This is a genomic window from Neiella litorisoli (assembly GCF_014773395.1).
GTDB lineage: Bacteria > Pseudomonadota > Gammaproteobacteria > Enterobacterales > Neiellaceae > Neiella > Neiella litorisoli.
On the sequence record NZ_JACXAF010000025.1, the window covers coordinates 49,812 to 70,278 of the forward strand.

The following is a 20,467-nucleotide window of genomic DNA, read 5'->3' on the forward strand; positions in this document are numbered from 1 at the left end:
ACGGGCTGAAAAACCGGCCTATTATCCTATCTTGCGCAAGCGATAACAACCGAATATCTACAGGGATTTACCGCAAACGGTAGATGCTGGTATGGTTGCCGCGTTTTCGCTTTGTTGGCCCATATTGAATGAAAAATATGCAGTTGCTTCCTCAACTCGCGCTTGTTGTTGCCACCATGCTGTGGGGAAGTTCATTTATTGCGCTTAAAGTCGCTTTTACCGAATACTCCCCTGTGGTGGTGATCTTTCTTCGGATGTTAGCGGCCAGTGCCTGTTTCTTGCTGATGTGGCGCAAACTTAGCCATTTTCAATATCAAGCCGGTGATTGGAAGTTACTGGCCTTGATGTCGTTAGCTGAGCCTTGCTTGTATTTCGTGTTGGAAGGCATGGCCTTGCAATACACATCGGCATCTCAAGCTGGGATGATCACCTCGTTGCTACCGCCAATGGTGGCGGTTTTGGCATTCGTGGTGTTGGGCGAGCGGTTAAACCGGATCGCAGTGAGCGGCTTTGCGGTGGCGTTTATTGGCGTTGCAGTGCTGAGCACCTTTGCCGAGCAGAGCGAGCATGCTAGCAATCCGCTGCTTGGTAATGCCCTAGAGCTTGCGGCGATGGCTTGCGCGGCAGTGTATTGTTTGTGTTTGAAAAAACTATCGCAGCGCTATTCGCCGATCTCACTGACCGCGTTGCAGGCATTCGCCGGCAGTGTGTTCTTTTTACCACTGGCGTTGTATTCGGGGTTGCCACCTTTGGAGCTTGGTACTGCAATGTGGGCGACTTTGTATCTGGGAGTCGGGGTGACCTTGGGAGCGTACCTGCTGTACAACACGGCGATCGCCCATATTGAGCTGAATCGGGCTGCGGCTTTTACCAATTTGATACCGATTTTTACCTTGGTGTTTGCTTATTTGGTACTTGGTGAAACCTTATCGCTGCTGCAACTCGGCGCATGTGGTCTGATTTTCGCCGGTGTCTTGATTAGCCAACACCGGCGACCCTCGACCGAATAGCATTACTCGAAGCTGACACTGGTTTCTGAAGGTACTTCGATGGGTTCGGGTTTACCAACAAAATAGCCCTGAATCACATCAATATTGAGATTGTCGAGCAATTGCTTTTGCTCGACCGTTTCAACCGCTTCGGCGATCACGCGAACGCCCATCTGGTGCGTAATGTCGACCAGCGTACGAATGAAATATTGTAATTTGCGGTCGGCCTGCAATTCATTGGTATGGCTGGCATCGAGCTTAACCCAATCTGGGTTGAGTTCACGGAAGTACTTCAATGACAAGATCGATGTGCCGAAGTGTTCAATGGTAAACCGCGCGCCAACACGATGAATAATATCGATAATCCGTCGGCCTGCGGCTATATCGGAAGTTAAACCATGCTCTGAGACCTCAAACACCAAGCGCCGAGTGATGGCCGGATCGCGCAGCAAGTGGCGCTCTAACCAGATGCAAAAGTGGGCATCCATGATGCTGCTATTGGACAGGTTAATGGCGTAGTTATCGGTGTACGGCGCCGTGTCGCGGGCCAAGTTAATGGCATTCTCGATGATGGTTTTATCAAGCTGAATCATCAAGTCGTTGCTTTGCGCCTGAGCGATCAGGCTAGCGGTGGAGATTGGCTGACCTTCGGCATCGGTAAAGCGGGCTTGCAGCTCGGTGTACACTGATGCGGCGTCGTTCAGTGCCATTTGCGGCTGGCCATAAAGGCTGACGCGGCTGTTTTCAATCACTTCCATGATCAGCGCCCGCCATTGTTGCTTACCTTGCTCAGCTTGATTGAGCGGACTATCACTGAAATGCCAGCTGTTGCCGCTGCGAGTTGCAGCAAGGCTAAGGGCATTGTCACAACGAGCGAGGAGTTCACTCACTTCATCGCCGGATTGAAAATCAGTGATGCCGACATTGGCCAGTTCGTCGCGTTCCGACTTGCGGGTCAAATCGTTGAGTTGGCCGGTGAATAGCTCAGCAATTTTAGTGTGCTCAGCTTTGGCTTCAAAGTTGAAGGTAATCGCTAAATCACTGGTGTTCAGGCGGTAACAACTAAAGCGCTGATAATGTGCGGTGACGGTGTTGACTACTTTGACTAAATCTTTGATGTAACTGTCGCCGGCGGCATAGCCGGCCTCATCATTAATGGCGCCTAAAGCGCTGGCACGAACGATTACTAGTAGGCCGTAATTGGTGACGGAGGACTGCTGCAACAGCCCCATCATTTCTTCTTTAAATAAATTCTTGTTACCAAAGCCGCTGAGCGCATCGTGAAAGGCATGTCGTTTAAGCGCGGCTATTTCATCGTCTTTGGCCAGCAAAGGGGAGATCACCTGCTCATTGATGGTTTTGAGCTGAGCATTAAGTTCGAGCAGTGTGTCACTGGTGGAATCAGCAAGTTGAACGTCCGTTTGTTGTTCGCTGATTTGCTCTAATGCGGCTTGCAAGTTGGCTTTATCAATGGCCAGTTGCTTGTTCGCGACGCGCGGCAGTAGCTTGGTCAAAGTGGCGGCTAGCGCGATCATCACCAGCAGACAGAGCAGCATGGTAATGCCGGTTTGATTGAGTGCTTGGCTGTTATCGAGTTTTAACTGGATCTGATAGCCATGGACGGTGATTTCACTGGCTTGTGGCTCCACAATGGCGGCAAGTAGTGTGCTCAAGCCACTATTATTGTCGGAGGCCTGATAATCAACTAGTCGTTGCTCCTGCTCAATATCATCAACGATGATCGATTGAATTGGGAATTGCCGCTGCAGCGCTTGCCAATCAGGTTGTTTGTTGACCGACTCTAGAATCAGGTTACGTGTGAACTGAGTGGCATTGTGGGTGTTTTGTTGCAGTGATTGGTTGAGTATCACCAATGTGATCACAGACATCACGACAATGCTCAGCGCGAATAATAGCCATGTTGTTTTTTTTACGTTGGCAACTGCTGACATGATGCAGAATTCCTTTTGCTCAATGTTGTGCTAAACGCTCAGCATAATACGTGTTTTTTGCCAGCCCTTGTACGTCCGTGTGCTGGTTTTATGAAGCGGCGACAGTCTGTCGTGTTGAAAACCGCGTTACAACATGGCATCGATGGCGCTGATGGTCCGCAAACAAGCACCTTGGTGACGCTGCAGCACTTGGCTGGCGGCACTGGTCATGGCCAACTTGATGTCCGGTTGATCAATTAACTGGGCAATTGAGTGACTAATCGCTGAGGCGTCGTTGGCCCAACGCATGGCGTCGGCTTGCTCGAGCATTTGGTAGACTTCGGTGAAGTTAAAGACCGCTTTGCCAGATAATACCGGCCGCTCCAAGGCCACAGGCTCCAGCGGGTTGTGACCGCCTCTGGCAATCAGACTGCCACCAACAAAGGCGATATCAGCGGCCCGATACATCACCAGCAGCTCACCCATGGTGTCGCCCAGTAACACTTGCGAGTTGGACGAGACCGGACCACGGCTGCGCCGCTCAAACGTCAATTCATGGTCTTCAATCATTGATGCGACTTGATCAAATCGTTCTGGATGACGTGGCACCAAGATCAGTAACGCATCTGGGTATTGCTGCAAAATGGTACGGTGTGCTTGCAGCAAAATCGCATCCTCGCCTTCATGGGTACTGCCGGCGATCCATACCGGCCGTTGCGAGCCAAGCTGCTGCCGCAATTCATCGCCGCGCGCTAATATTTGCGCTGAAATATCCATATCAAACTTCAAATTGCCGGTCAGCGCCAGTTTGTCGGGGGCGGCGCCCAACGCTTGGAATCGCTCGAGGGTGGCCTGAGTTTGGCAGCAAATTTGGTCCAACGGCATTAATAGTTGACTGGTAGCCGCCGGCCAACGGTTATAGCGGTTGAAGGAGCGCTCTGACAGACGAGCGTTCATCACTAGGGTTCGGGTATGGTGGCGCTTGGCTTGATGCAGCAAGTTGGGCCATAACTCGGTTTCCATGATCACCGTAATGGCAGCCGGGATGCGCTGGTAAAAGCGGCTCATGGCATCGGGCAAATCGTACGGCAGATAACTATGGCTGACTCGATCGCCAAGACGTTTTTGAATTTCGCGAGAGCCGGTCAGCGTCATGCAGGTGACATGGAGGTGATCATCGGGGTGTTGCGCCATCCAGCGATTAAGCAATGGCAGTGCCGCCAGCGTTTCGCCAACAGAAACCAAGTGAAAGTGAATAATGCGAGTATCTGCGCTTGCATCCAGCCGCTTGACGAATCCCAAACGTTCGAGCCAACGTTGCCGGTGCCCCGAATCTTGACGAGAACGCCAGAGCTGACGGCAAAAAATTAACGGCAGGGCAAGGTAAAGTAACAATGAGTATGAGAGTCTGAGAATCATCGTGGTTATTATCGGTCAGCTCTGATTGAACAAATTGGTGATTATCGGGCGTGGATCGTATCATACCCGAATCTAATTGCTTACCTCATTGTCAGGCGCCCGTTTTTCATGCAGCGAATTCTTATCGTTAGGCTCAGCGCAATCGGAGATGTCATCATGGCATCGGGTATTGTTCCTGCTCTGCGAAGTCGATATCCGAACGCCCACATTGCTTGGCTGGCAGAGCCCGCCGCTCAGCAAATTCTCAAAGAAACCGATGGCATTGACCAGATCATCGTATGGCCGCGGCAGCAGTGGCAGCAGCTATGGCAAGCCAAGCAATACAAACAGCTTTGGCAGGCCATTAAACAATTCCGCCAGCAGCTTCATTCTCACAACTTTGACACCGCGATTGATATCCAAGGGCTGCTGAAAAGTGCGTTTCTGGCCTGGTTATCGGGTGCCAAACAGCGCTATGGCTTTAAATCAAAAGAAAAGTCCCATTGGTTTTTAACTGACGCCATTGTCAAACTCAACAATGACCCTCGGATCAGCTCTGAGTATCGGCAAATGGCGCGGTATTTAGGCGCCAACGACGAAAGCCATTTTCGCATGACCATTGATATCAAGGGCGCGACGGCTGGTGAGGCTCGATATAAATTGCTGCAAGCTGGGGTCAATGGCCCTTTTGGATTGATGCTGCCATTTACCACGCGGCCGCAAAAACATTGGTTTGATCAACATTGGCTGCAACTGGCTGAGCTATTTTATCAGCGCTACCAAATGCCATTGGTGATGCTAGGCGGCCCAGCTGATAAAGAACATGCTGCGACTTTAGCCAAAGGCTCAGCGCATATTGTCAATCTAGTGGGGCAAACCAGCTTGCTAGAAACGGCTGCGATTATTCAGCAAGGCCGAATGGCGGTAGGCGTTGATACGGGTTTGACCCATTTGTGCATTGCCAAGAAAACACCCGTGGTGGCTTTGTTTGGTTCCACCCGGCCATACTTGGATACCGGCTGGGCGGGCGCCACGGTGATTTATCACGATTTGGAGTGCTCGCCATGCCGCAGGCGCCCAACCTGCGATGGCGCGTTTCATTGCTTAAAAGAAATCACTGCCGAGGAAGTCATGGCTGAATTACAACGACTAAGTGAGCAACGCCATGCCGGCTAAGCCAATTAAGGTGCTTCATATTGAGGCCGGCCGTCACCTCTATGGGGGCGCTCAACAGGTCTATTACATTATGCGAGCGCTGGACCCAACGCGAGTGCAGTCGTTTCTAGCGTGTCCGCCAGGCTCAGATATTGAGCACGCAGCACGGGATGTGGCGACCGTGCTGCCGATCAAAATGTCTGGTGATCTGGATATCGCAATGACCGGCCGTCTGACTCGACTTATTCGCCAGCACAACATCGATTTGGTCCATGTCCATTCGCGCCGTGGCGCTGATTTATTTGGCCTGTGGGCTGCCAAGCGGGCAGGGGTGCCAGCGATTGTGTCAAGGCGCGTTGATAACGCAGAGCCGGGCTGGTTTGCGCGTTGGAAGTACCATAACTACAGCCATGTCGTCACGATTTCGGAAGGAATTCGGCAAGTGCTGCTGAGCCAAGGCGTGCGCGCCGATCATGTCACCACCATTCGTAGTGCCGTTGATACCGATAAATTTCAGCCCGTTGATGATGCTGGCGCGTCGCTGCGGCGTACCTTTGATATCGGCAACGATCAATTGGTCATTGGTGTCATTGCGCAACTGATCGAGCGCAAAGGCCACCGTATTTTGTTGCAGGCGCTGCCGTGTATTTTGCAACAAGTGCCAAACCTTAAGGTGATCTTTTTTGGTAAAGGGCCAGAGCAGCAAAACCTCCACGAGCTGATTAATCAACTGAACCTCACCGAGCATGTCACCCTAGCTGGCTTTCGTACCGATATGGATGCGTTACTACCGGGACTCGATTTAGTGGTTCATCCGGCCTTTATGGAAGGTTTGGGAGTGAGTTTGTTGCAAGCCAGCTGTTGCGCGGTGCCTGTTGTGGCTGGCCGAGCTGGTGGCATTCCAGAGGCTGTTCGCGATGATGTCAACGGCACCTTGGTGGAGCCCGGTGATGTCGATGGGTTGCGCGATGCCATCTTGGCCTTGTTACTCGACCAACCTCTGCGTCAGCGCATTGGCCAGCAGGGGCGGCAATTGATGCTCGACGAATTCAGCATTCAAGCGATGGCCGATGCCAATGCTGATTTGTATGAGCGGCTACTCAATAACAGGCTCTAGTATTACGGAGCGCTGTAATGGGCTTGATTGCGGCCTGCTGACTTGGCTTGATACAAAGCTTGGTCTGCCGCTGCAATCAGGCTTTCTGTGCTGATACTGCGACTCGGCACCACGGATACTGCGCCAACCGAAATGGTAATGCTGTCGGAGATAGGCGAGGCAGGGTGAGGAATGCTGGCACTTTCAACTACCTGACAGACGGTTTTAGCAAGCTCGGGAGCAAAATCAATGTGAGTGTCGGGCAAGACCACAGCAAATTCTTCACCACCGTATCGCGCCACTAAATCACCAGCCCGAGAAAAGTGACTACTGAGAATATCGGCGACTTCAGCCAAGCATTGATCGCCAACCAAATGGCCCGATGTATCGTTTAGCTTTTTGAAAAAATCCACGTCGATGAGCATTAACGTCAGTGGCTTATTGGCCCGCTGATGACGTCGCAATTCAGTGTTAATGGTCTGATTAAAAATCCGACGATTGGCCAGTTGAGTCAGCGGATCAATGTAGGACAGTTGCTCAAGCTTGCTAATGACGCCGCTGAGATTGTCATTCATTTCGTTAAAAGATCGCGCCAATTTACCAATTTCGTCATTTGATTGAACACTGACTCGGTTTTGCGAGTTGCCTTCTTTGATTTGGTCGGCGACGCGCGATAGCTCCAGTATCGGATTCACAATTTTGCGGCGTATGTGGTAGATGCTGTAAAGGAAAAATAAGCCAGTAGCGGCAATCATGTAAAATGCGGTGTTTTCATAGCGCTTTACTTTGGCGTAGGTGTCGTCGAGTTGCTGTGCCGTGCGATTGTCGACCAGCTTATAAAACTCCGCGATGGGATACATGATCATTGCTTTGGCCTGGTGATACTGTTGGCTATAGAGCAAGCTTTCAGCAAACTGCCGATCTGCTGGGCCGGAAATCGAGTAATCGCCCTGATGATCTTTAAAGCGTCCTTTCATTGCATTGAGCGCTTCGGTTTCGATCACTGCCAATTGATCGGAGCGAGCCAGCGCTTTATTCAGAATCGATAGCTCCTGATCGGTAACACCTAACTGCTGAAACTGCTCGACCAAACTGATCGCTGGGCCGTGTTTCGGCAAATAGCCTTCATAGAGTGCCGTAATGTAATCCCAATAGACACTATTGTAATTAGCTGGGCGAGGCGCAGCGCCTGCACGGATATCAAGTATTTGCTTAAAGTAACCTTCGAATTTGGGCTGTCCGGTGGCGACAAATGAACGCGCCATACGGGTCAGATCATCAGAGCTTTGGCGCAAGTCGTTCGCGACTTTCAATAACTCGGTGCGTTGTCCTTCAGCTTTAATCGCGCGATCGCTGTGGTAGTTGATCATCTGGATACAACTGGCGGTGACCATGAGCATGACCAACAACATGGTAAAAATGATCAGAAAGCGGGTTTTGATACTCATCCAACTACTGCTTGTGTGGAAATTTTGAACTGGTCAAAAAATAGTGCAGTTTGCAGATAAGTCTGGTTGAGCTAGTGAATTGTGCGGATACAAAAAAGCCCGCTCATTGAGCGGGCTTGATTGATTTGGCTCCCCAGGTTGGATTTGAACCAACGACACATGGATTAACAGTCCACCGCTCTAACCAACTGAGCTACTGGGGAATAAACTTGTTTTTAGATTCCGCCGGAGCCGAATCTTGAAATTTGGCTCCCCAGGTTGGATTTGAACCAACGACACATGGATTAACAGTCCACCGCTCTAACCAACTGAGCTACTGGGGAATTGCTTTTTGCCGACCTATTTCGTCGAAAGCGGGGCGAATCTTAATGGCATGTCCGTTGGCTGTCAACACCTTCTATGACGAATTTGTTGCCTTCGCTTAAATCTTGTTCGAAGGCCCCATTTTTAGTGGCTCAACTGACCAAAATGCCACCACTCGAACGCTGCCACTTTTCTATTTGGCGTAATCTGTGTAACGTGGCATGCGACAGTCAGATCACATAATTCTTACAATTCAAATAAATCAGGGAGTGTTCCGTTGGAAACATTACGTCAATGGATCTTGGCACTGGATAGTGTGCTTGGTTCCGCCGCATATTTTCCGTACTTACTATTAGGCACAGGTTTGTTTTTTACCTTGTATCTGGGCTTTCCCCAGATCCGCTATTTTAACCACGCTTGGAAAGTAGTGCGGGGCAAGGGTAAGTACGATCACAGTAAACTCGAGGGTGATACCTCGCACTTTCAAGCATTATCGACCGCGCTTTCCGGTACCGTCGGTACGGGCAACATTGGTGGTGTCGCATTTGCCATCTTTTTAGGTGGCCCAGCTGCGCTGTTCTGGATGTGGATGACCGCGTTTTTCGGCATGACGACCAAATTTGTCGAAGTGACCTTGTCACATAAATATCGGGTCAAAACCACCGATGGCACCATGGCTGGCGGCCCTATGTATTTTATGGACCGACGCCTGAACATGCGTTGGCTGGCGATTATCTTCGCCATCGCGACGGTGATCAGTTCATTTGGTACCGGCAGCTTGCCGCAAATGAATAACATTGCTCAAGGCATGGAAGCGACGTTTGGTATTGATCCCTGGGTGACCGGTGGGGTGCTGGCCATTTTGCTGGCGCTGGTTATTTTGGGTGGCATTAAACGCATTGCAGCGGTGACTTCGCGCATTGTACCGCTAATGGCGGTGCTGTATGTGGTTGGTGCTTTGGCGGTGATTGCTTACAACGTTGAAAACCTTGTGCCATCGTTTGTGTCGGTGTTTCAAGATGCCTTTACTGGCTCGGCTGCGGTGGGCGGATTCTTGGGCGCTTCTTTTGCCTACGCCTTTAACCGTGGTGTTAACCGCGGCTTGTTTTCTAACGAAGCAGGTCAGGGCTCAGCCCCTATTGCGCACGCCTCTGCAAAAGCCGATGAGCCGGTGTCAGAGGGCATGGTATCGATTCTAGAACCGTTCATTGACACCATCATTATTTGTACCTTAACCGGTATGGTGATTTTGTCATCGGGAGTATGGACCGATAAACACAACAATATATTCGACCGTTCCGATATGACGTACGTCAGTGGCCAATACAGCGATACCGATCCGGCTGATCGTGAGCAATTAGGCCGCTTTCTAAATGGCTTGGACAGTGAAGTAACCGCATTTACTGGCACTCTATTGATTGCTAAGGGCCGCAATATGTCCGGTGATGCCACCTTAATGGCGGCACGTTCAGTGGCGGAGAATGTGGTCTATCGCGCTGGTGGCGCGCCATATGATGGCGTGTTGGAAGTTAAAAATGGCCGCTTGGTGACACCGGTAGAAGACGGTGAACCTTTGGCGATTACCGTCCGCGGTGATTCCTTGGTGCACTCAGCCCGGTTGACCACCATTGCCTTTAAGCAAGGTTACCTGGGCGATTATGGCCAGTATATTGTCTCGATTGGCTTGCTGCTGTTTGCCTTTTCAACCGCCATTGCTTGGTCGTATTACGGTGATCGCGCCATTATTTATTTAGTGGGCGTACGCGGGGTGATGCCATATCGGGTGTTCTATGTTGCTGGATTTTTCTGGGCGGCGGTGGCTGATACTTCGCTGGTGTGGGATTTAGCAGCGGTTGCGATTGTATTAATGACCCTACCAAACTTGTTTGGCCTGTTGATGCTATCAAAAGAAATGAAGCAAACCGTGAAAGACTACTGGCAAAAGCAAGAGCCGTAACAGCAACACTTTGCTGCCATTGCTTGCGTGACGATCACAGGGGCCGCTATTATGGCCCCTGTTTTTATTTCAAAGGTAGTTGCCATGGCATTAGTTGAATGTGCCCTGTGCTCGAAAAAGATTTCCAGCAAGGCTAAATCCTGCCCACATTGCAAGGCCGATTTCGAAAACCTGACCCAAGGTCAGCTCGAAGCCCGCCGCGATATTGCCAAGATTAAACGGCAGCAAGGACTGATGACACAGTCGTTTATCGCCATGCTGGTGTTCTGTACTGGGGTCTTGATGTATTTTCTTGGTGACCATGAAACCTACGTCTGGATGCCATTGGCAGGGCAGATCATTGGCGTCACAGGCTTGGTCTGGTACTTATCAATGCGCATTTTTATGGTGGCGCAGAAAGTGAAATCAAAATCTCGCTAATACGAGGCAAAACAAACATGACAATGTCCGTTGAACAATTGGTCAGCGCAATGACTCCGGAAATCTACGACAATCTGAAAACGGCGGTTGAGTTGGGCAAATGGGCCGATGGCACGCCGCTCACCGCGGAACAAAAAGAACACAGCTTGCAAGCGGTGATTGCGTATCAAGCACTGCATCTGGATCAGACCGACCACATGACGGTAGCGGCGGGTGGTGAGCTGAACGTCAAGTCGAAAGCGGCATTGAAAACGCAGTTTTCAGATCAGCCGATTGTCGGTGACGACGATATCGGCCGTTTCAAACCTTAACCCTGCTAGAAAGGACTCAGCTCACCACGCAGGTTTTGCAGCATCTGTTGTTTTACTTGCTGTTGAGACAAGTCTTGGCTGAGCAAAAAGTGTAGCTTGGTAAGGGTTGCTTCAATGGTCATATCTTGACCTGATATTGCCCCCGTGTTTGCCAGCTTATTACCTGATACATAACCAGACATGTTGACATGCCCTTTCAAACACTGGGTGGTATTGACGATGACAATGCCGTTTTCGTCGGCTTTTTTCAGTAAGTCCAGCATTTGTTGGTTGCCTGGCCCATTGCCGACGCCATAGCTCTGCAGAATTAGCGCTTTAACCGGTTGTCGCAATATATTTTCAACCAATTCGGCCATGATCCCCGGATATAGCCTGACCAATCCAATGGGCTGGGGCGATATCGGTTGGACCTCAAGTGGTTGCTCGTTACTGATTGGGGTGATGTTGCCGACATTCACTTTGACATCGATTCCGACATTAATCAGCGACGGATAGTTGGGTGACGCGAACGCATCAAACGAGTCGGCATCGACTTTGCTGCAGCGGTTGCCGCGATACAAGGTATTGTTGAAGAATAAACAGACCTCTGTCACCGGATAATTGGCGGCCAAATAAAGCGCGTTGAGCAAGTTGGTTTGGCCGTCGGAGCGCAGCTCTGCCAATGGAATTTGCGAGCCAGTGACAATCACAGGCTTGGTTAAATTGGTCAGCATAAATGACAAAGCCGAGGCGGTGAACGCCATGGTGTCGGTGCCATGCAGCACAATAAAACCATCGTAACGGTGATAATTGGCTTGAATATCTTCGGCGATGCGCTGCCAATCTGCCGGCTCCATCTCTGACGAATCTAACAGTGGCGAGTATTCGCGAATAGTGAAATTCGGCATTTCCTTACGATGAAACTCGGGCATCGCTGCGACAGCACCCACTAAGTGGCCTGGTGTCGGCACATAACCGCCAGCAGAGGGACACATACCAATGGTGCCGCCAGTGTAGGCAACGTAGATATTCTTCTTCATTTAAATCCCAACAGCAGTGAACTAGTAGCCCCAATCATGAGGCATTGACTTTAACTGCCGCTGAACCGGTCGTCTAGGGTCTGATGGCAGAAAGTAAAAGAGCCCTAAGATAAGGGCTCTTTTGAGTATCAGCCTTTCAACCAGTTAGATACCACATTGCAAACACAAGGCGTAGGTATGGCCCGGATCGTTCCATTGCGCACTCAATGCCGGATGGTCAAGGATCCGTTTGGCGAGATTGATCAGCGGTGCATTGGCGTCATTAAAGCTAGAGTCGGCCGGTAACATGGCTTGTGCTTGACCAAATATCGCTTGCAGCAACTTGTCGCGCTCAGACAGTGGCTTTTCAACGACATTGACGTCATATTTGTCGAGCCCTGCCAGCTCAGCGGCAGCGCTGACTGCAGTGTTTAAATCGCCCAGTTCATCGACTAAACCCAGCTCTTTAGCGCGCATGCCACTCCAAACTCGGCCTTGAGCCACGTTATCCACTTGTTCAACGGTCATATCGCGATTGCTGGCGACTAACTGCAGAAACTGCTGGTAGCCGTGCTCGATACTTTTCTGGATCACCCGCTCAAATGACTCATTCAATGGTCGCGCTGGCGAGAAGCCTGCTAGCGGAGTGGTGCCGACACCGTCGGCATGAACGCCAATATGAGCAAGGCTGTTTTCAAAGGTGGTGAGCATGCCGAAAATACCAATAGAGCCGGTGATGGTGGCGGGCGATGCAACAATTTTGTCGGCAGGAGCGGCAATCCAATAGCCGCCAGATGCTGCTGAGCTGCTCATTGACGCGACCACAGGTTTGCCGGCTTTTTTCAGTTCATCGATTTCTTCCCGAATCACATCCGACGCAAACGCACTGCCGCCAGGGCTATCAATGCGCAGCACTACGGCCTTGATATCATCGTCATAACGGGCTTGGCGCAGCAGTCGAGCCGTGCTATCACCACCAATTTTACCGGCTGGCTGGTAACCATTCATGATGACGCCTTTTGCCACCACAATACCGACTTGGTCTTGATGTGGCGGCTTGACGATATCGTGACGGGTGAGATCGAGGTAAGACTTAAAGTTGATTTGCTTAAATGAGTGGTGATCATCGTCGTAGCCAACGATGTCGCCAACAAAATTACGCATTTGCTGGCGGCTGGTGAGTTCATCGACCAAGCCCATGGTCATCGCTAATTGGGCTGAATTGCCATCGTGTTGTTCAATTAGGTTGGCATAATCATGAATCGATTGATTGAGTGCGTCGCGGGTTAGGCCGCGTTGGGTGGCCACATCTTGCAAATACAATTGCCATAGATCGTTGAGCCACTGCTGGTTAGCAAGCCGCGCAGCGTCGGACATATCGTCGCGAATGAACGGCTCAACGGCTGATTTGTAGGTACCGACGCGGAACACATGGGTGCTGACTTTCAGTTTTTCGAGCATGGATTTGAAGAACAACTGGTATGCGCCGTAACCCTCGAGCATCAGCATGCCGTTGGGGTTCATCAATACCGTGTCAGCGTGACTGGCCAGATAATACTGATCTTGGGAATACCAGTCGCCGATGGCAATTACCGGCTTATCAGCAGTTTTAAATTCATCTAAGGCGGCGCCGATTTCTTGTAGTTTACTCAAGCCACTGGGCATCATTTTACCGGCATCGATGACCAGTGCTTTGACGCGACGATCGTGGCGAGCGTTATCGATCACACGAATCACATCGGCCAGCAGTATTTCCGGCTCTTCATCGCGACTGCCCATGGCTTCTTTGAAGAATTGCGACATCGGATCGATGGCTCGCGTCTGCTCTACAATGCGGCCGTCAATGGTTAAAACCAGCGCGCCTTCTTCAAACTGGGGGCCTTGTTCTTGGGTAGAAATGGCGATGATCACTGATACCACGACCAGCAAGAACACTAAGTTAATGAGGGCCTTGCGGGCCCAATTAAGAATACGCCAGCACCAACCGAAAAAACCGCGAATAAACTTCATCAAAACCATCTCTCACATCAGCTACTAACTAAATTTGTTAGCTTTTTTCATACGCCAACTTTAACGTGAGGGATTGGCTACGGCCAATCTAAGTTGTAAATAAATGTAATCTGTCGCACACCCTTGAATGATGGTTGTTTTCATCTGGTAGGACCAGTGCTAGTTTTCAATGAAACGGACCACAACAACAAAAACGAAACAGTGATGGCAGAGAATAATAAATCGAACACCGCGACATATAGCAACATGCTCGCCCCTCTGGATCTGGGCTTTACCACGCTGCGCAACCGAGTGCTAATGGGCTCAATGCACACAGGGCTTGAGGAAGAACGCGGCGGCTTTGACAAGCTAGCTGAATTTTATCGAGCTCGAGCCGAAGGTGGTGTGGGCTTGATTGTGACTGGCGGGATCGCGCCTAATTTTCGTGGCCGACTGGCCCCAAATGGCTGCCAATTGAGTTTCCCATGGCAGCTGGCCAAGCATCGTAAAGTGACCGAAGCGGTTCATCAAGGCGGCGGTAAAATCTGCCTGCAAATCCTTCACGCTGGCCGTTATGGCTATCATCCGTTGACCGTCTCGGCCAGTGCCATCAAGGCGCCAATTTCACCTTTTAAACCATCAGAACTGTCTGCCCGCGGTATTCGCAAAACCATTAAAGACTTTGCCAACACGGCCAAGTTGGCCCAGCGGGCTGGCTATGATGGCGTCGAGATCATGGGCTCAGAGGGCTACTTGATTAACCAATTTATCTGCGCCAGAACCAATCAACGCACTGATCAGTGGGGCGGTAGTTATACCAATCGAATTCGTTTGGCACTTGATATTGTGAGCGCCACTCGGGCTAAAGTGGGTGACGAATTTATCATAATCTTTCGCTTGAGCATGCTTGATTTGGTTGAACAGGGCAGCTCGTGGGATGAAGTGATTGAGCTAGCCAAGGCCTTAGAACAGGCCGGCGTGACCATTATTAATACCGGTATTGGTTGGCACGAAGCCCGCATTCCAACCATTGCGACAAGTGTTCCTCGGGGGGCGTTCAGTTGGGTCACAGAGAAGCTCAAACCGCATGTTTCGGTGCCCTTAGTCACCACCAATAGGATTAATGATCCGCAAGTGGCAGAAGATATTCTGGCCCAAGGGCAAGCCGACATGGTGTCGATGGCACGGCCAATGTTGGCCGATCCTGAATTCGTCAATAAAGCTGCGCGCAATGAGGCGGAGCTGATCAATACCTGTATTGCCTGCAATCAAGCCTGTCTCGATCACGTCTTCAAAGGCAAGCGGGCATCTTGTTTAGTTAATCCGTTGGCCTGCTATGAAACCGAGTTGGTGATGAAGCCGGCGAGCCAAGCTAAAACCATTGGCGTGATTGGCGCTGGGCCTGCTGGTTTGGCATTAAGTTGCTATGCCGCCGAGCGTGGCCACAAAGTGGTGTTAATGGATAAAGCCGATGAGATTGGTGGCCAGTTCAATATAGCCAAACAAATTCCCGGTAAAGAAGAGTTTTATGAAACATTGCGTTACTTCCGTAATCGGCTGCAGCAGCTTAAAGTTGATGTGCGTTTAGGGCAGGAACAAACCCTAGAGTCGCTCAAACAGCTGCAACTAGACGAAATCGTTGTTGCCACTGGTATTCAACCCAGGATGCCGGCGATTGATGGCATTGACCATGGCTCCGTGTTGAGCTATTTGCAAGTGGTTAAAGATAAGCGGCCGGTTGGTGAACGCGTGGCCATTGTTGGCGCAGGGGGGATTGGTTTCGATGTTGCTGAATTCTTAGTTCATCAGGGCGAATCGAGTTCGGTCAAGCCCGAACAATGGTTGGCCGAATGGAAAATCGATCCGTCGCTTGAGCAACGTGGTGGCTTGAGCAACAGCAGTAATGGCGACATCAAAGCGGCGCGACAAGTTTATTTGTTGCAGCGAAAAACCACCAAGGTCGGCGCTGGTTTAGGCAAAACAACCGGTTGGATCCATCGAGAGACGTTAAAGAAGCATGGTGTTGAAATGATCGCAGGGGTTGATTATCGCAAGATTGATGATCAGGGCTTGCATGTCACCATCAATGGCGAAGATCGGATTCTGGCCGTCGATAGTGTGGTCATTTGCGCGGGACAAACGCCCGATCGCAGCCTCTATCATGCCTTGCAACAAGCCGGACTCGATCCTCATTTGATTGGCGGAGCCGACGAAGCGGCCGAGCTTGACGCCAAACGAGCCATTCGCCAGGGGGCGGAGCTGGCCGCTCGACTTTAATCAGCACTCAACATAACTCGGAGCAGTCCAATTGTTAGGCGGACAAACCGCAGGGAACCTTCGTTGGTTCCCGCAGTCCATCTAAGGCCAAAACTTTCAACTTGTTAGCTATTCGTGCCAAACTTCGGCGTGATGGACTTATCTGAGGACTTTTTTCGATGAATTTTGCCGAGTCAGCGTGGTCGCTGTTACCGCCATTTTTAGCGTTGAGCGCTGCAGTTGTCAGCCGTCGGGTAGTGCCATCGCTAGCGCTTGGTATTGTCGCCGGAGTGGCACTGCTAGGTGGTGGCGATGTGCTGGCAAGTGCGGATATTTTGTGGCGCAAAGTCAGTGGCTTAGTTTGGGCCGATGGCGCGCTTAACAGTTGGAATCTGTATATCGTCGGTTTCTTACTGCTACTGGGCATGTTGACTAGTTTGTTGTCGTTAAGTGGTGCGACGCAGGCATTTGCCAATTGGGCCATCAGGCGGATCCAGACCGCCCGTGGCGCCCGTCTCACAACGGTGTTCCTCGGCATTGTTATTTTCATTGATGATTATTTTAATAGCCTCGCGGTGGGTAGCGTCAGCCGCCCGATCACCGACAAGCTTCGTACCTCCAGAGCCAAGTTAGCTTATTTGCTCGATTCAACTGCTGCACCAATGTGTGTGTTGATGCCTGTGTCGAGCTGGGGGGCTTATATCATTGCCGTGATTGGTGGCATTTTAGTGACTCATAATGTTGCCGACATGTCGCCGCTGCATGCGTTTGTCGCCATGATCCCGATGAACTTCTACGCTATTTTTGCCATTGCGCTGGTTGTTGTGGTGGCGATTTGGCCGATCAATTTAGGCGCGATGAAGCACTGCGAACGCCAAGCGCTGAGTGGTGATGTGGGCGGTGTAGAGCAAACCCTAACCGACGATGAACAGCCGCCTTTGCAAAATGGTCACGTCGCAGGACTGTTGGTGCCAATCGTTGTATTGGTGCTGGCCACTGTGGTTGCTTTGGTGGCAACGGGTGCTCAGGCTGTATTGGCCGGAGGCGGTCAGCTAACCGCATTGACGGCGCTGGAAAATACTGATGTCGGACTGTCATTGGTGATTGGCGGTATCATTGCACTGGTCGTTGCCATTGCCATGCTAATGGCGCAGCAGCCCACCGCGAGCCAGCTTGGCAGAAGCCTTGTTATCGGCGCGAACTCCATGCGTGGCGCGATCATTGTTTTGTGCTTTGCTTGGTGTATTGGCTCGGTGATCAGCGACCTTAAAACCGGTGCTTACTTGGCTTCGTTTGTTGGCGATTCAGTGGCGAGCAATTGGCTCCCGACATTGCTGTTTGTGTTAGCCGGCATTATGGCTTTTGCAACGGGAACTAGTTGGGGCACATTCGGCATTATGCTGCCGATTGCTGGCGATATGGCCGCAGCCACTGAAATCTCAATGATGTTGCCGTTTCTTGCTGCGGTGTTAGCTGGCGCAGTCTTTGGCGATCATTGCTCGCCAATTTCCGATACCACCATTTTATCTTCCACTGGTGCCGGCTGTGACCACATTGAGCACGTTCGCACCCAATTACCATACGCCATTTTGGTTGCCATCGTCAGTGCTGTGGGGTACGCCGTGCTCGGTACTAGTGGTTCGGTAATGGCCGGCCTAATGACTTCTAGCTTGGTCTTTGCCTTAATCGTATGGGGCTTAAAACGTGGCGTTCGAGAGGTTTAATGTGTGTTTTCAACCGTTAGCGCGGTTGTAATCAAAACTATCCGTAAAACACCAAATAAATCAGTACAGTCGCTGTTGTTTTTGGCTAGGCAATGATAGATGATTAGCGGTCGTAATTTCGCTTTGTAGTTAGTTAGAGGATATCCCATGTCAGAGGCGGCTCCTGCGCCAAAGCCAAGCAACTTCATTCGTCAGATCATTGATCGTGATTTGGCTGAAGGTAAGCATTCTAGCGTTCACACACGCTTTCCTCCTGAGCCCAATGGGTACTTGCACATCGGCCATGCTAAGTCGATTTGCCTCAATTTTGGTATTGCTGAAGATTATCAGGGGCAATGCAATCTGAGGTTTGATGACACGAACCCCGAGAAAGAAGAGCAGCACTTTGTTGACAGCATCAAACGCGATGTCAACTGGTTGGGGTATGAGTGGAGCGGTGAGGTCTGTTATTCCTCAAACTACTTTGACCAACTGCATCAATATGCCATTGAGCTGATTGAAAAGGGTTTGGCTTACGTTGACTTCCTGACGCCAGAGCAAATTCGCGAGTACCGTGGCACGCTGAAAGAGCCGGGCAAAAACAGCCCTTACCGCGATACACCAGTGGCGGAGAATCTGGCGGCATTTGCCCGTATGCGCAACGGCGAATACAAAGAAGGTGAATGCTGTTTGCGGGCGAAAATCGATATGTCGAGCCCAATTATCTGCATGCGAGATCCAGTAATTTATCGGATCCGCTTTGCCGACCATCATCAAACAGGTAGCAAGTGGTGCATTTATCCAATGTACGACTTCACTCACTGTATTTCTGATGCCTTGGAAAACATTACCCACTCGCTTTGTACCTTGGAGTTTCAGGATAACCGCGCTTTGTACGACTGGGTGTTGGACAACATCACCATTGAAAGTCGTCCGCGTCAGTACGAGTTCTCTCGTCTTAATCTTGAATATACCGTGATGTCTAAGCGCCGCCTCAGTGCGCTGGTGCAAGATGGCCACGTTGAAGGCTGGGATGACCCACGGATGCCAACCATCGCCGGCTTACGTCGTCGTGGTTATACGCCTGCGAGCTTGCGTGAATTTGCCGCTCGGATTGGTGTCACTAAGCAAGAAAATATGGTCGAAATGGCCATGCTTGAAGCCTGTATTCGAGAGGATCTGAATGACAACGCCCCTCGCGCGATGGCAGTGATTGAGCCGATTAAAGTCGTTATTGAAAACTACCCAGAAGGGCAAACTGAAACGCTCAAAGCGCCAGTTCACCCAAATAAGGAAGAGTTAGGCGAGCGAGAATTACCGTTTGGTCGGGAGTTGTATATTGACCGCGACGATTTCAGAGAGTCGGCCAATAAGAAATACAAGCGCTTGGTGCTGGGCAAAGAAGTGCGTCTACGCAATGCCTATGTGATTAAAGCCGAGCGCTTTGATACGGACGAATGTGGTCAGGTGACAACCGTTTACTGTACCTACGATGCCGATACCTTGGGCAAAAATCCAGCGGATGGTCGCAAAGTCAAAGGCGTGATCCACTGGGTCTCAGCTGAGCATGGTGTTGAGGCTGAAGTGCGTTTGTATGACCGCTTGTTTACCGTGCCAAACCCTGGCGCCGAAGAAAATTTTGCTTCGGTGTTGAATGGTGACTCATTGGTGATTAAACGCGCCATTGTCGAGCCGGATCTTGCGGACGCACAAGCAGAACTGGCTTATCAGTTTGAACGTGAAGGTTACTTCTGTCGTGACAGTGCCAATATGGACCGATTAGTGTTTAATCGCACTGTTGGCTTGCGTGATACTTGGGCAAAAATTGGCGATTAGTCAACATAGCTTGGCGCTGTGGCCAAACGTTTTGGTCACAGCGCAGTAGTTTGATGTAATGGAAGGATATTGATAATGGAAGTCGAAGCGGAAACTCAAGCGCAAGATGAAGTGCAATACGGTGGATTTTGGATCCGCTTAGTTGCAGTATTGATTGATAGCGTGTTGCTGCTGCTTATTTTAGGCCCGATCTTACTATTGCTGTTTGGCGTTGATTATTTTGTTCCCGCTGAACCTCAACAAACACCCGATCTGGCGACCTCTGTGTTGGACGCTTTGATCAACAATGTCGTTCCCGCAGTAGTGACCATTGTGATGTGGTTGAAGCTCGGCGGAACCCCTGGCAAGTTGCTGTTGGGGTTAGCGGTAGTGGATAAGCAGAACTTTGAAGCAATTAGCTTGAAACAAGCAGTATTGCGTTATCTGGGTTATATCCCGTCAACACTGATTTTAATGCTCGGTTTTTTGTGGGTGGTATTTGATGATCGCAAACGCGGCTGGCATGACATGATTGGCGGCACCGTGGTGATCAAACGGCGCAAATAACAAGCGAATATCAGACATAAAAAAACGGCCATATCGGCTAATGCCAGTCAGTTAAGCTGACTGGCATTTTTCTTATTGGGATATTTTCGCGCCTTGTGCTTCACGCATCTAGGGTAAATTCTGTCTTCCCG

At 50.6% G+C, this 20,467-nt stretch carries 15 protein-coding genes and 2 tRNA genes; 10 read left to right on the forward strand and 7 right to left on the reverse strand.

Translation table 11 applies throughout. The annotated features are described in order from the left end of the window. Window positions 1–137: 137 nt before the first annotated feature. Complete coding sequence (locus tag IC617_RS16170; RefSeq protein ID WP_191146025.1) at window positions 138–1,010, forward strand: DMT family transporter; 873 nt, start codon at window positions 138–140, stop codon at window positions 1,008–1,010. A 2-nt stretch (window positions 1,011–1,012) separates the two neighbouring features. On the opposite strand, the gene IC617_RS16175 is transcribed toward IC617_RS16170, so the two are convergent. Continuing rightward, window positions 1,013–2,941: an EAL domain-containing protein gene (locus IC617_RS16175; protein ID WP_191146026.1), complete on the reverse strand. Its 1,929-nt coding sequence runs from the start codon at window positions 2,939–2,941 to the stop codon at window positions 1,013–1,015. A 126-nt stretch (window positions 2,942–3,067) separates the two neighbouring features. Continuing rightward, a complete protein-coding gene (gene waaA / locus IC617_RS16180) occupies window positions 3,068–4,339 on the reverse strand; it encodes a lipid IV(A) 3-deoxy-D-manno-octulosonic acid transferase (RefSeq protein ID WP_191146027.1) in 1,272 nt (423 codons plus the stop codon). A 108-nt stretch (window positions 4,340–4,447) separates the two neighbouring features. Here waaA and IC617_RS16185 point away from each other — a divergent pair, with 108 nt between their 5' ends. Both IC617_RS16185 and IC617_RS16190 read left to right on the forward strand, forming a co-directional pair. Then, window positions 4,448–5,494, forward strand: a complete 1,047-nt coding sequence (locus IC617_RS16185; protein WP_191146028.1) for a glycosyltransferase family 9 protein — start codon at window positions 4,448–4,450, stop codon at window positions 5,492–5,494. Further along, window positions 5,484–6,590, forward strand: a complete 1,107-nt coding sequence (locus tag IC617_RS16190; RefSeq protein WP_224746077.1) for a glycosyltransferase family 4 protein — start codon at window positions 5,484–5,486, stop codon at window positions 6,588–6,590. The genes IC617_RS16185 and IC617_RS16190 overlap by 11 nt, the downstream gene beginning before the upstream one ends. A 2-nt stretch (window positions 6,591–6,592) precedes the next feature. Here IC617_RS16190 and IC617_RS16195 read toward each other — a convergent pair whose 3' ends face one another. The 3 genes from IC617_RS16195 to IC617_RS16205 form a co-directional block, all read right to left on the reverse strand. Continuing rightward, entirely contained in the window at window positions 6,593–8,017 is a 1,425-nt protein-coding gene (locus IC617_RS16195) for a sensor domain-containing diguanylate cyclase (RefSeq protein WP_191146029.1), read from the reverse strand. Window positions 8,018–8,143: 126 nt separating this feature from the next. Further along, window positions 8,144–8,220, reverse strand: a tRNA-Asn gene (locus tag IC617_RS16200). Window positions 8,221–8,263: 43 nt separating this feature from the next. Further along, window positions 8,264–8,340: transfer RNA gene (locus IC617_RS16205), tRNA-Asn, on the reverse strand. Window positions 8,341–8,597: 257 nt separating this feature from the next. Between IC617_RS16205 and IC617_RS16210 the strand changes: the two genes are divergently transcribed. From IC617_RS16210 to IC617_RS16220, 3 genes are all read left to right on the forward strand, one after another. Then, window positions 8,598–10,277 carry an alanine/glycine:cation symporter family protein gene (locus IC617_RS16210; RefSeq protein ID WP_191146030.1) on the forward strand — a complete coding sequence of 560 codons (1,680 nt, stop codon included), beginning with the start codon at window positions 8,598–8,600 and terminating at the stop codon, window positions 10,275–10,277. A gap of 84 nt (window positions 10,278–10,361) precedes the next feature. Then, complete coding sequence (locus IC617_RS16215; RefSeq protein ID WP_191146031.1) at window positions 10,362–10,697, forward strand: zinc ribbon domain-containing protein; 336 nt, start codon at window positions 10,362–10,364, stop codon at window positions 10,695–10,697. Between the two features lie 17 nt (window positions 10,698–10,714). Then, window positions 10,715–11,008 carry a YeaC family protein gene (locus tag IC617_RS16220; RefSeq protein ID WP_224746078.1) on the forward strand — a complete coding sequence of 98 codons (294 nt, stop codon included), beginning with the start codon at window positions 10,715–10,717 and terminating at the stop codon, window positions 11,006–11,008. 5 nt (window positions 11,009–11,013) lie between these two features. Here IC617_RS16220 and ansA read toward each other — a convergent pair whose 3' ends face one another. Continuing rightward, window positions 11,014–12,027 (reverse strand): asparaginase, encoded by a 1,014-nt coding sequence (ansA, locus tag IC617_RS16225; protein ID WP_191146032.1) that lies wholly within the window; start codon window positions 12,025–12,027, stop codon window positions 11,014–11,016. A gap of 144 nt (window positions 12,028–12,171) precedes the next feature. After that, on the reverse strand, window positions 12,172–14,016 hold the full coding sequence (gene sppA / locus IC617_RS16230) for a signal peptide peptidase SppA (RefSeq protein WP_224746079.1): 1,845 nt from the start codon (window positions 14,014–14,016) through the stop codon (window positions 12,172–12,174). A gap of 204 nt (window positions 14,017–14,220) precedes the next feature. On the opposite strand from sppA, the gene IC617_RS16235 reads away from it, so the two are divergent. The 4 genes from IC617_RS16235 to IC617_RS16250 all read left to right on the forward strand — a co-directional run bounded on the left by IC617_RS16235 (window position 14,221) and on the right by IC617_RS16250 (window position 20,336). Next, window positions 14,221–16,272: an oxidoreductase gene (locus tag IC617_RS16235; RefSeq protein ID WP_191146034.1), complete on the forward strand. Its 2,052-nt coding sequence runs from the start codon at window positions 14,221–14,223 to the stop codon at window positions 16,270–16,272. Window positions 16,273–16,430: 158 nt separating this feature from the next. Continuing rightward, window positions 16,431–17,975 (forward strand): Na+/H+ antiporter NhaC family protein, encoded by a 1,545-nt coding sequence (locus tag IC617_RS16240; protein ID WP_191146035.1) that lies wholly within the window; start codon window positions 16,431–16,433, stop codon window positions 17,973–17,975. A gap of 147 nt (window positions 17,976–18,122) precedes the next feature. After that, complete coding sequence (glnS, locus tag IC617_RS16245; RefSeq protein WP_191146036.1) at window positions 18,123–19,790, forward strand: glutamine--tRNA ligase; 1,668 nt, start codon at window positions 18,123–18,125, stop codon at window positions 19,788–19,790. Between the two features lie 75 nt (window positions 19,791–19,865). Next, window positions 19,866–20,336, forward strand: a complete 471-nt coding sequence (locus IC617_RS16250) for an RDD family protein (RefSeq protein ID WP_191146037.1) — start codon at window positions 19,866–19,868, stop codon at window positions 20,334–20,336. Window positions 20,337–20,467 lie beyond the last annotated feature (131 nt).

Bases quoted from the DNA above. Each gene is read 5' to 3' on its own strand.
- IC617_RS16170 (WP_191146025.1), top strand. From the start codon at position 138: ATGCAGTTGCTTCCTCAACTCGCGCTTGTTGTTGCCACCATGCTGTGG.
- IC617_RS16175 (WP_191146026.1), bottom strand. From the start codon at position 2,941: ATGTCAGCAGTTGCCAACGTAAAAAAAACAACATGGCTATTATTCGCG.
- waaA (WP_191146027.1), bottom strand. From the start codon at position 4,339: ATGATTCTCAGACTCTCATACTCATTGTTACTTTACCTTGCCCTGCCG.
- IC617_RS16185 (WP_191146028.1), top strand. From the start codon at position 4,448: ATGCAGCGAATTCTTATCGTTAGGCTCAGCGCAATCGGAGATGTCATC.
- IC617_RS16190 (WP_224746077.1), top strand. From the start codon at position 5,484: ATGCCGGCTAAGCCAATTAAGGTGCTTCATATTGAGGCCGGCCGTCAC.
- IC617_RS16195 (WP_191146029.1), bottom strand. From the start codon at position 8,017: ATGAGTATCAAAACCCGCTTTCTGATCATTTTTACCATGTTGTTGGTC.
- IC617_RS16215 (WP_191146031.1), top strand. From the start codon at position 10,362: ATGGCATTAGTTGAATGTGCCCTGTGCTCGAAAAAGATTTCCAGCAAG.
- IC617_RS16220 (WP_224746078.1), top strand. From the start codon at position 10,715: ATGACAATGTCCGTTGAACAATTGGTCAGCGCAATGACTCCGGAAATC.
- ansA (WP_191146032.1), bottom strand. From the start codon at position 12,027: ATGAAGAAGAATATCTACGTTGCCTACACTGGCGGCACCATTGGTATG.
- sppA (WP_224746079.1), bottom strand. From the start codon at position 14,016: ATGAAGTTTATTCGCGGTTTTTTCGGTTGGTGCTGGCGTATTCTTAAT.
- IC617_RS16235 (WP_191146034.1), top strand. From the start codon at position 14,221: ATGGCAGAGAATAATAAATCGAACACCGCGACATATAGCAACATGCTC.
- IC617_RS16240 (WP_191146035.1), top strand. From the start codon at position 16,431: ATGAATTTTGCCGAGTCAGCGTGGTCGCTGTTACCGCCATTTTTAGCG.
- glnS (WP_191146036.1), top strand. From the start codon at position 18,123: ATGTCAGAGGCGGCTCCTGCGCCAAAGCCAAGCAACTTCATTCGTCAG.
- IC617_RS16250 (WP_191146037.1), top strand. From the start codon at position 19,866: ATGGAAGTCGAAGCGGAAACTCAAGCGCAAGATGAAGTGCAATACGGT.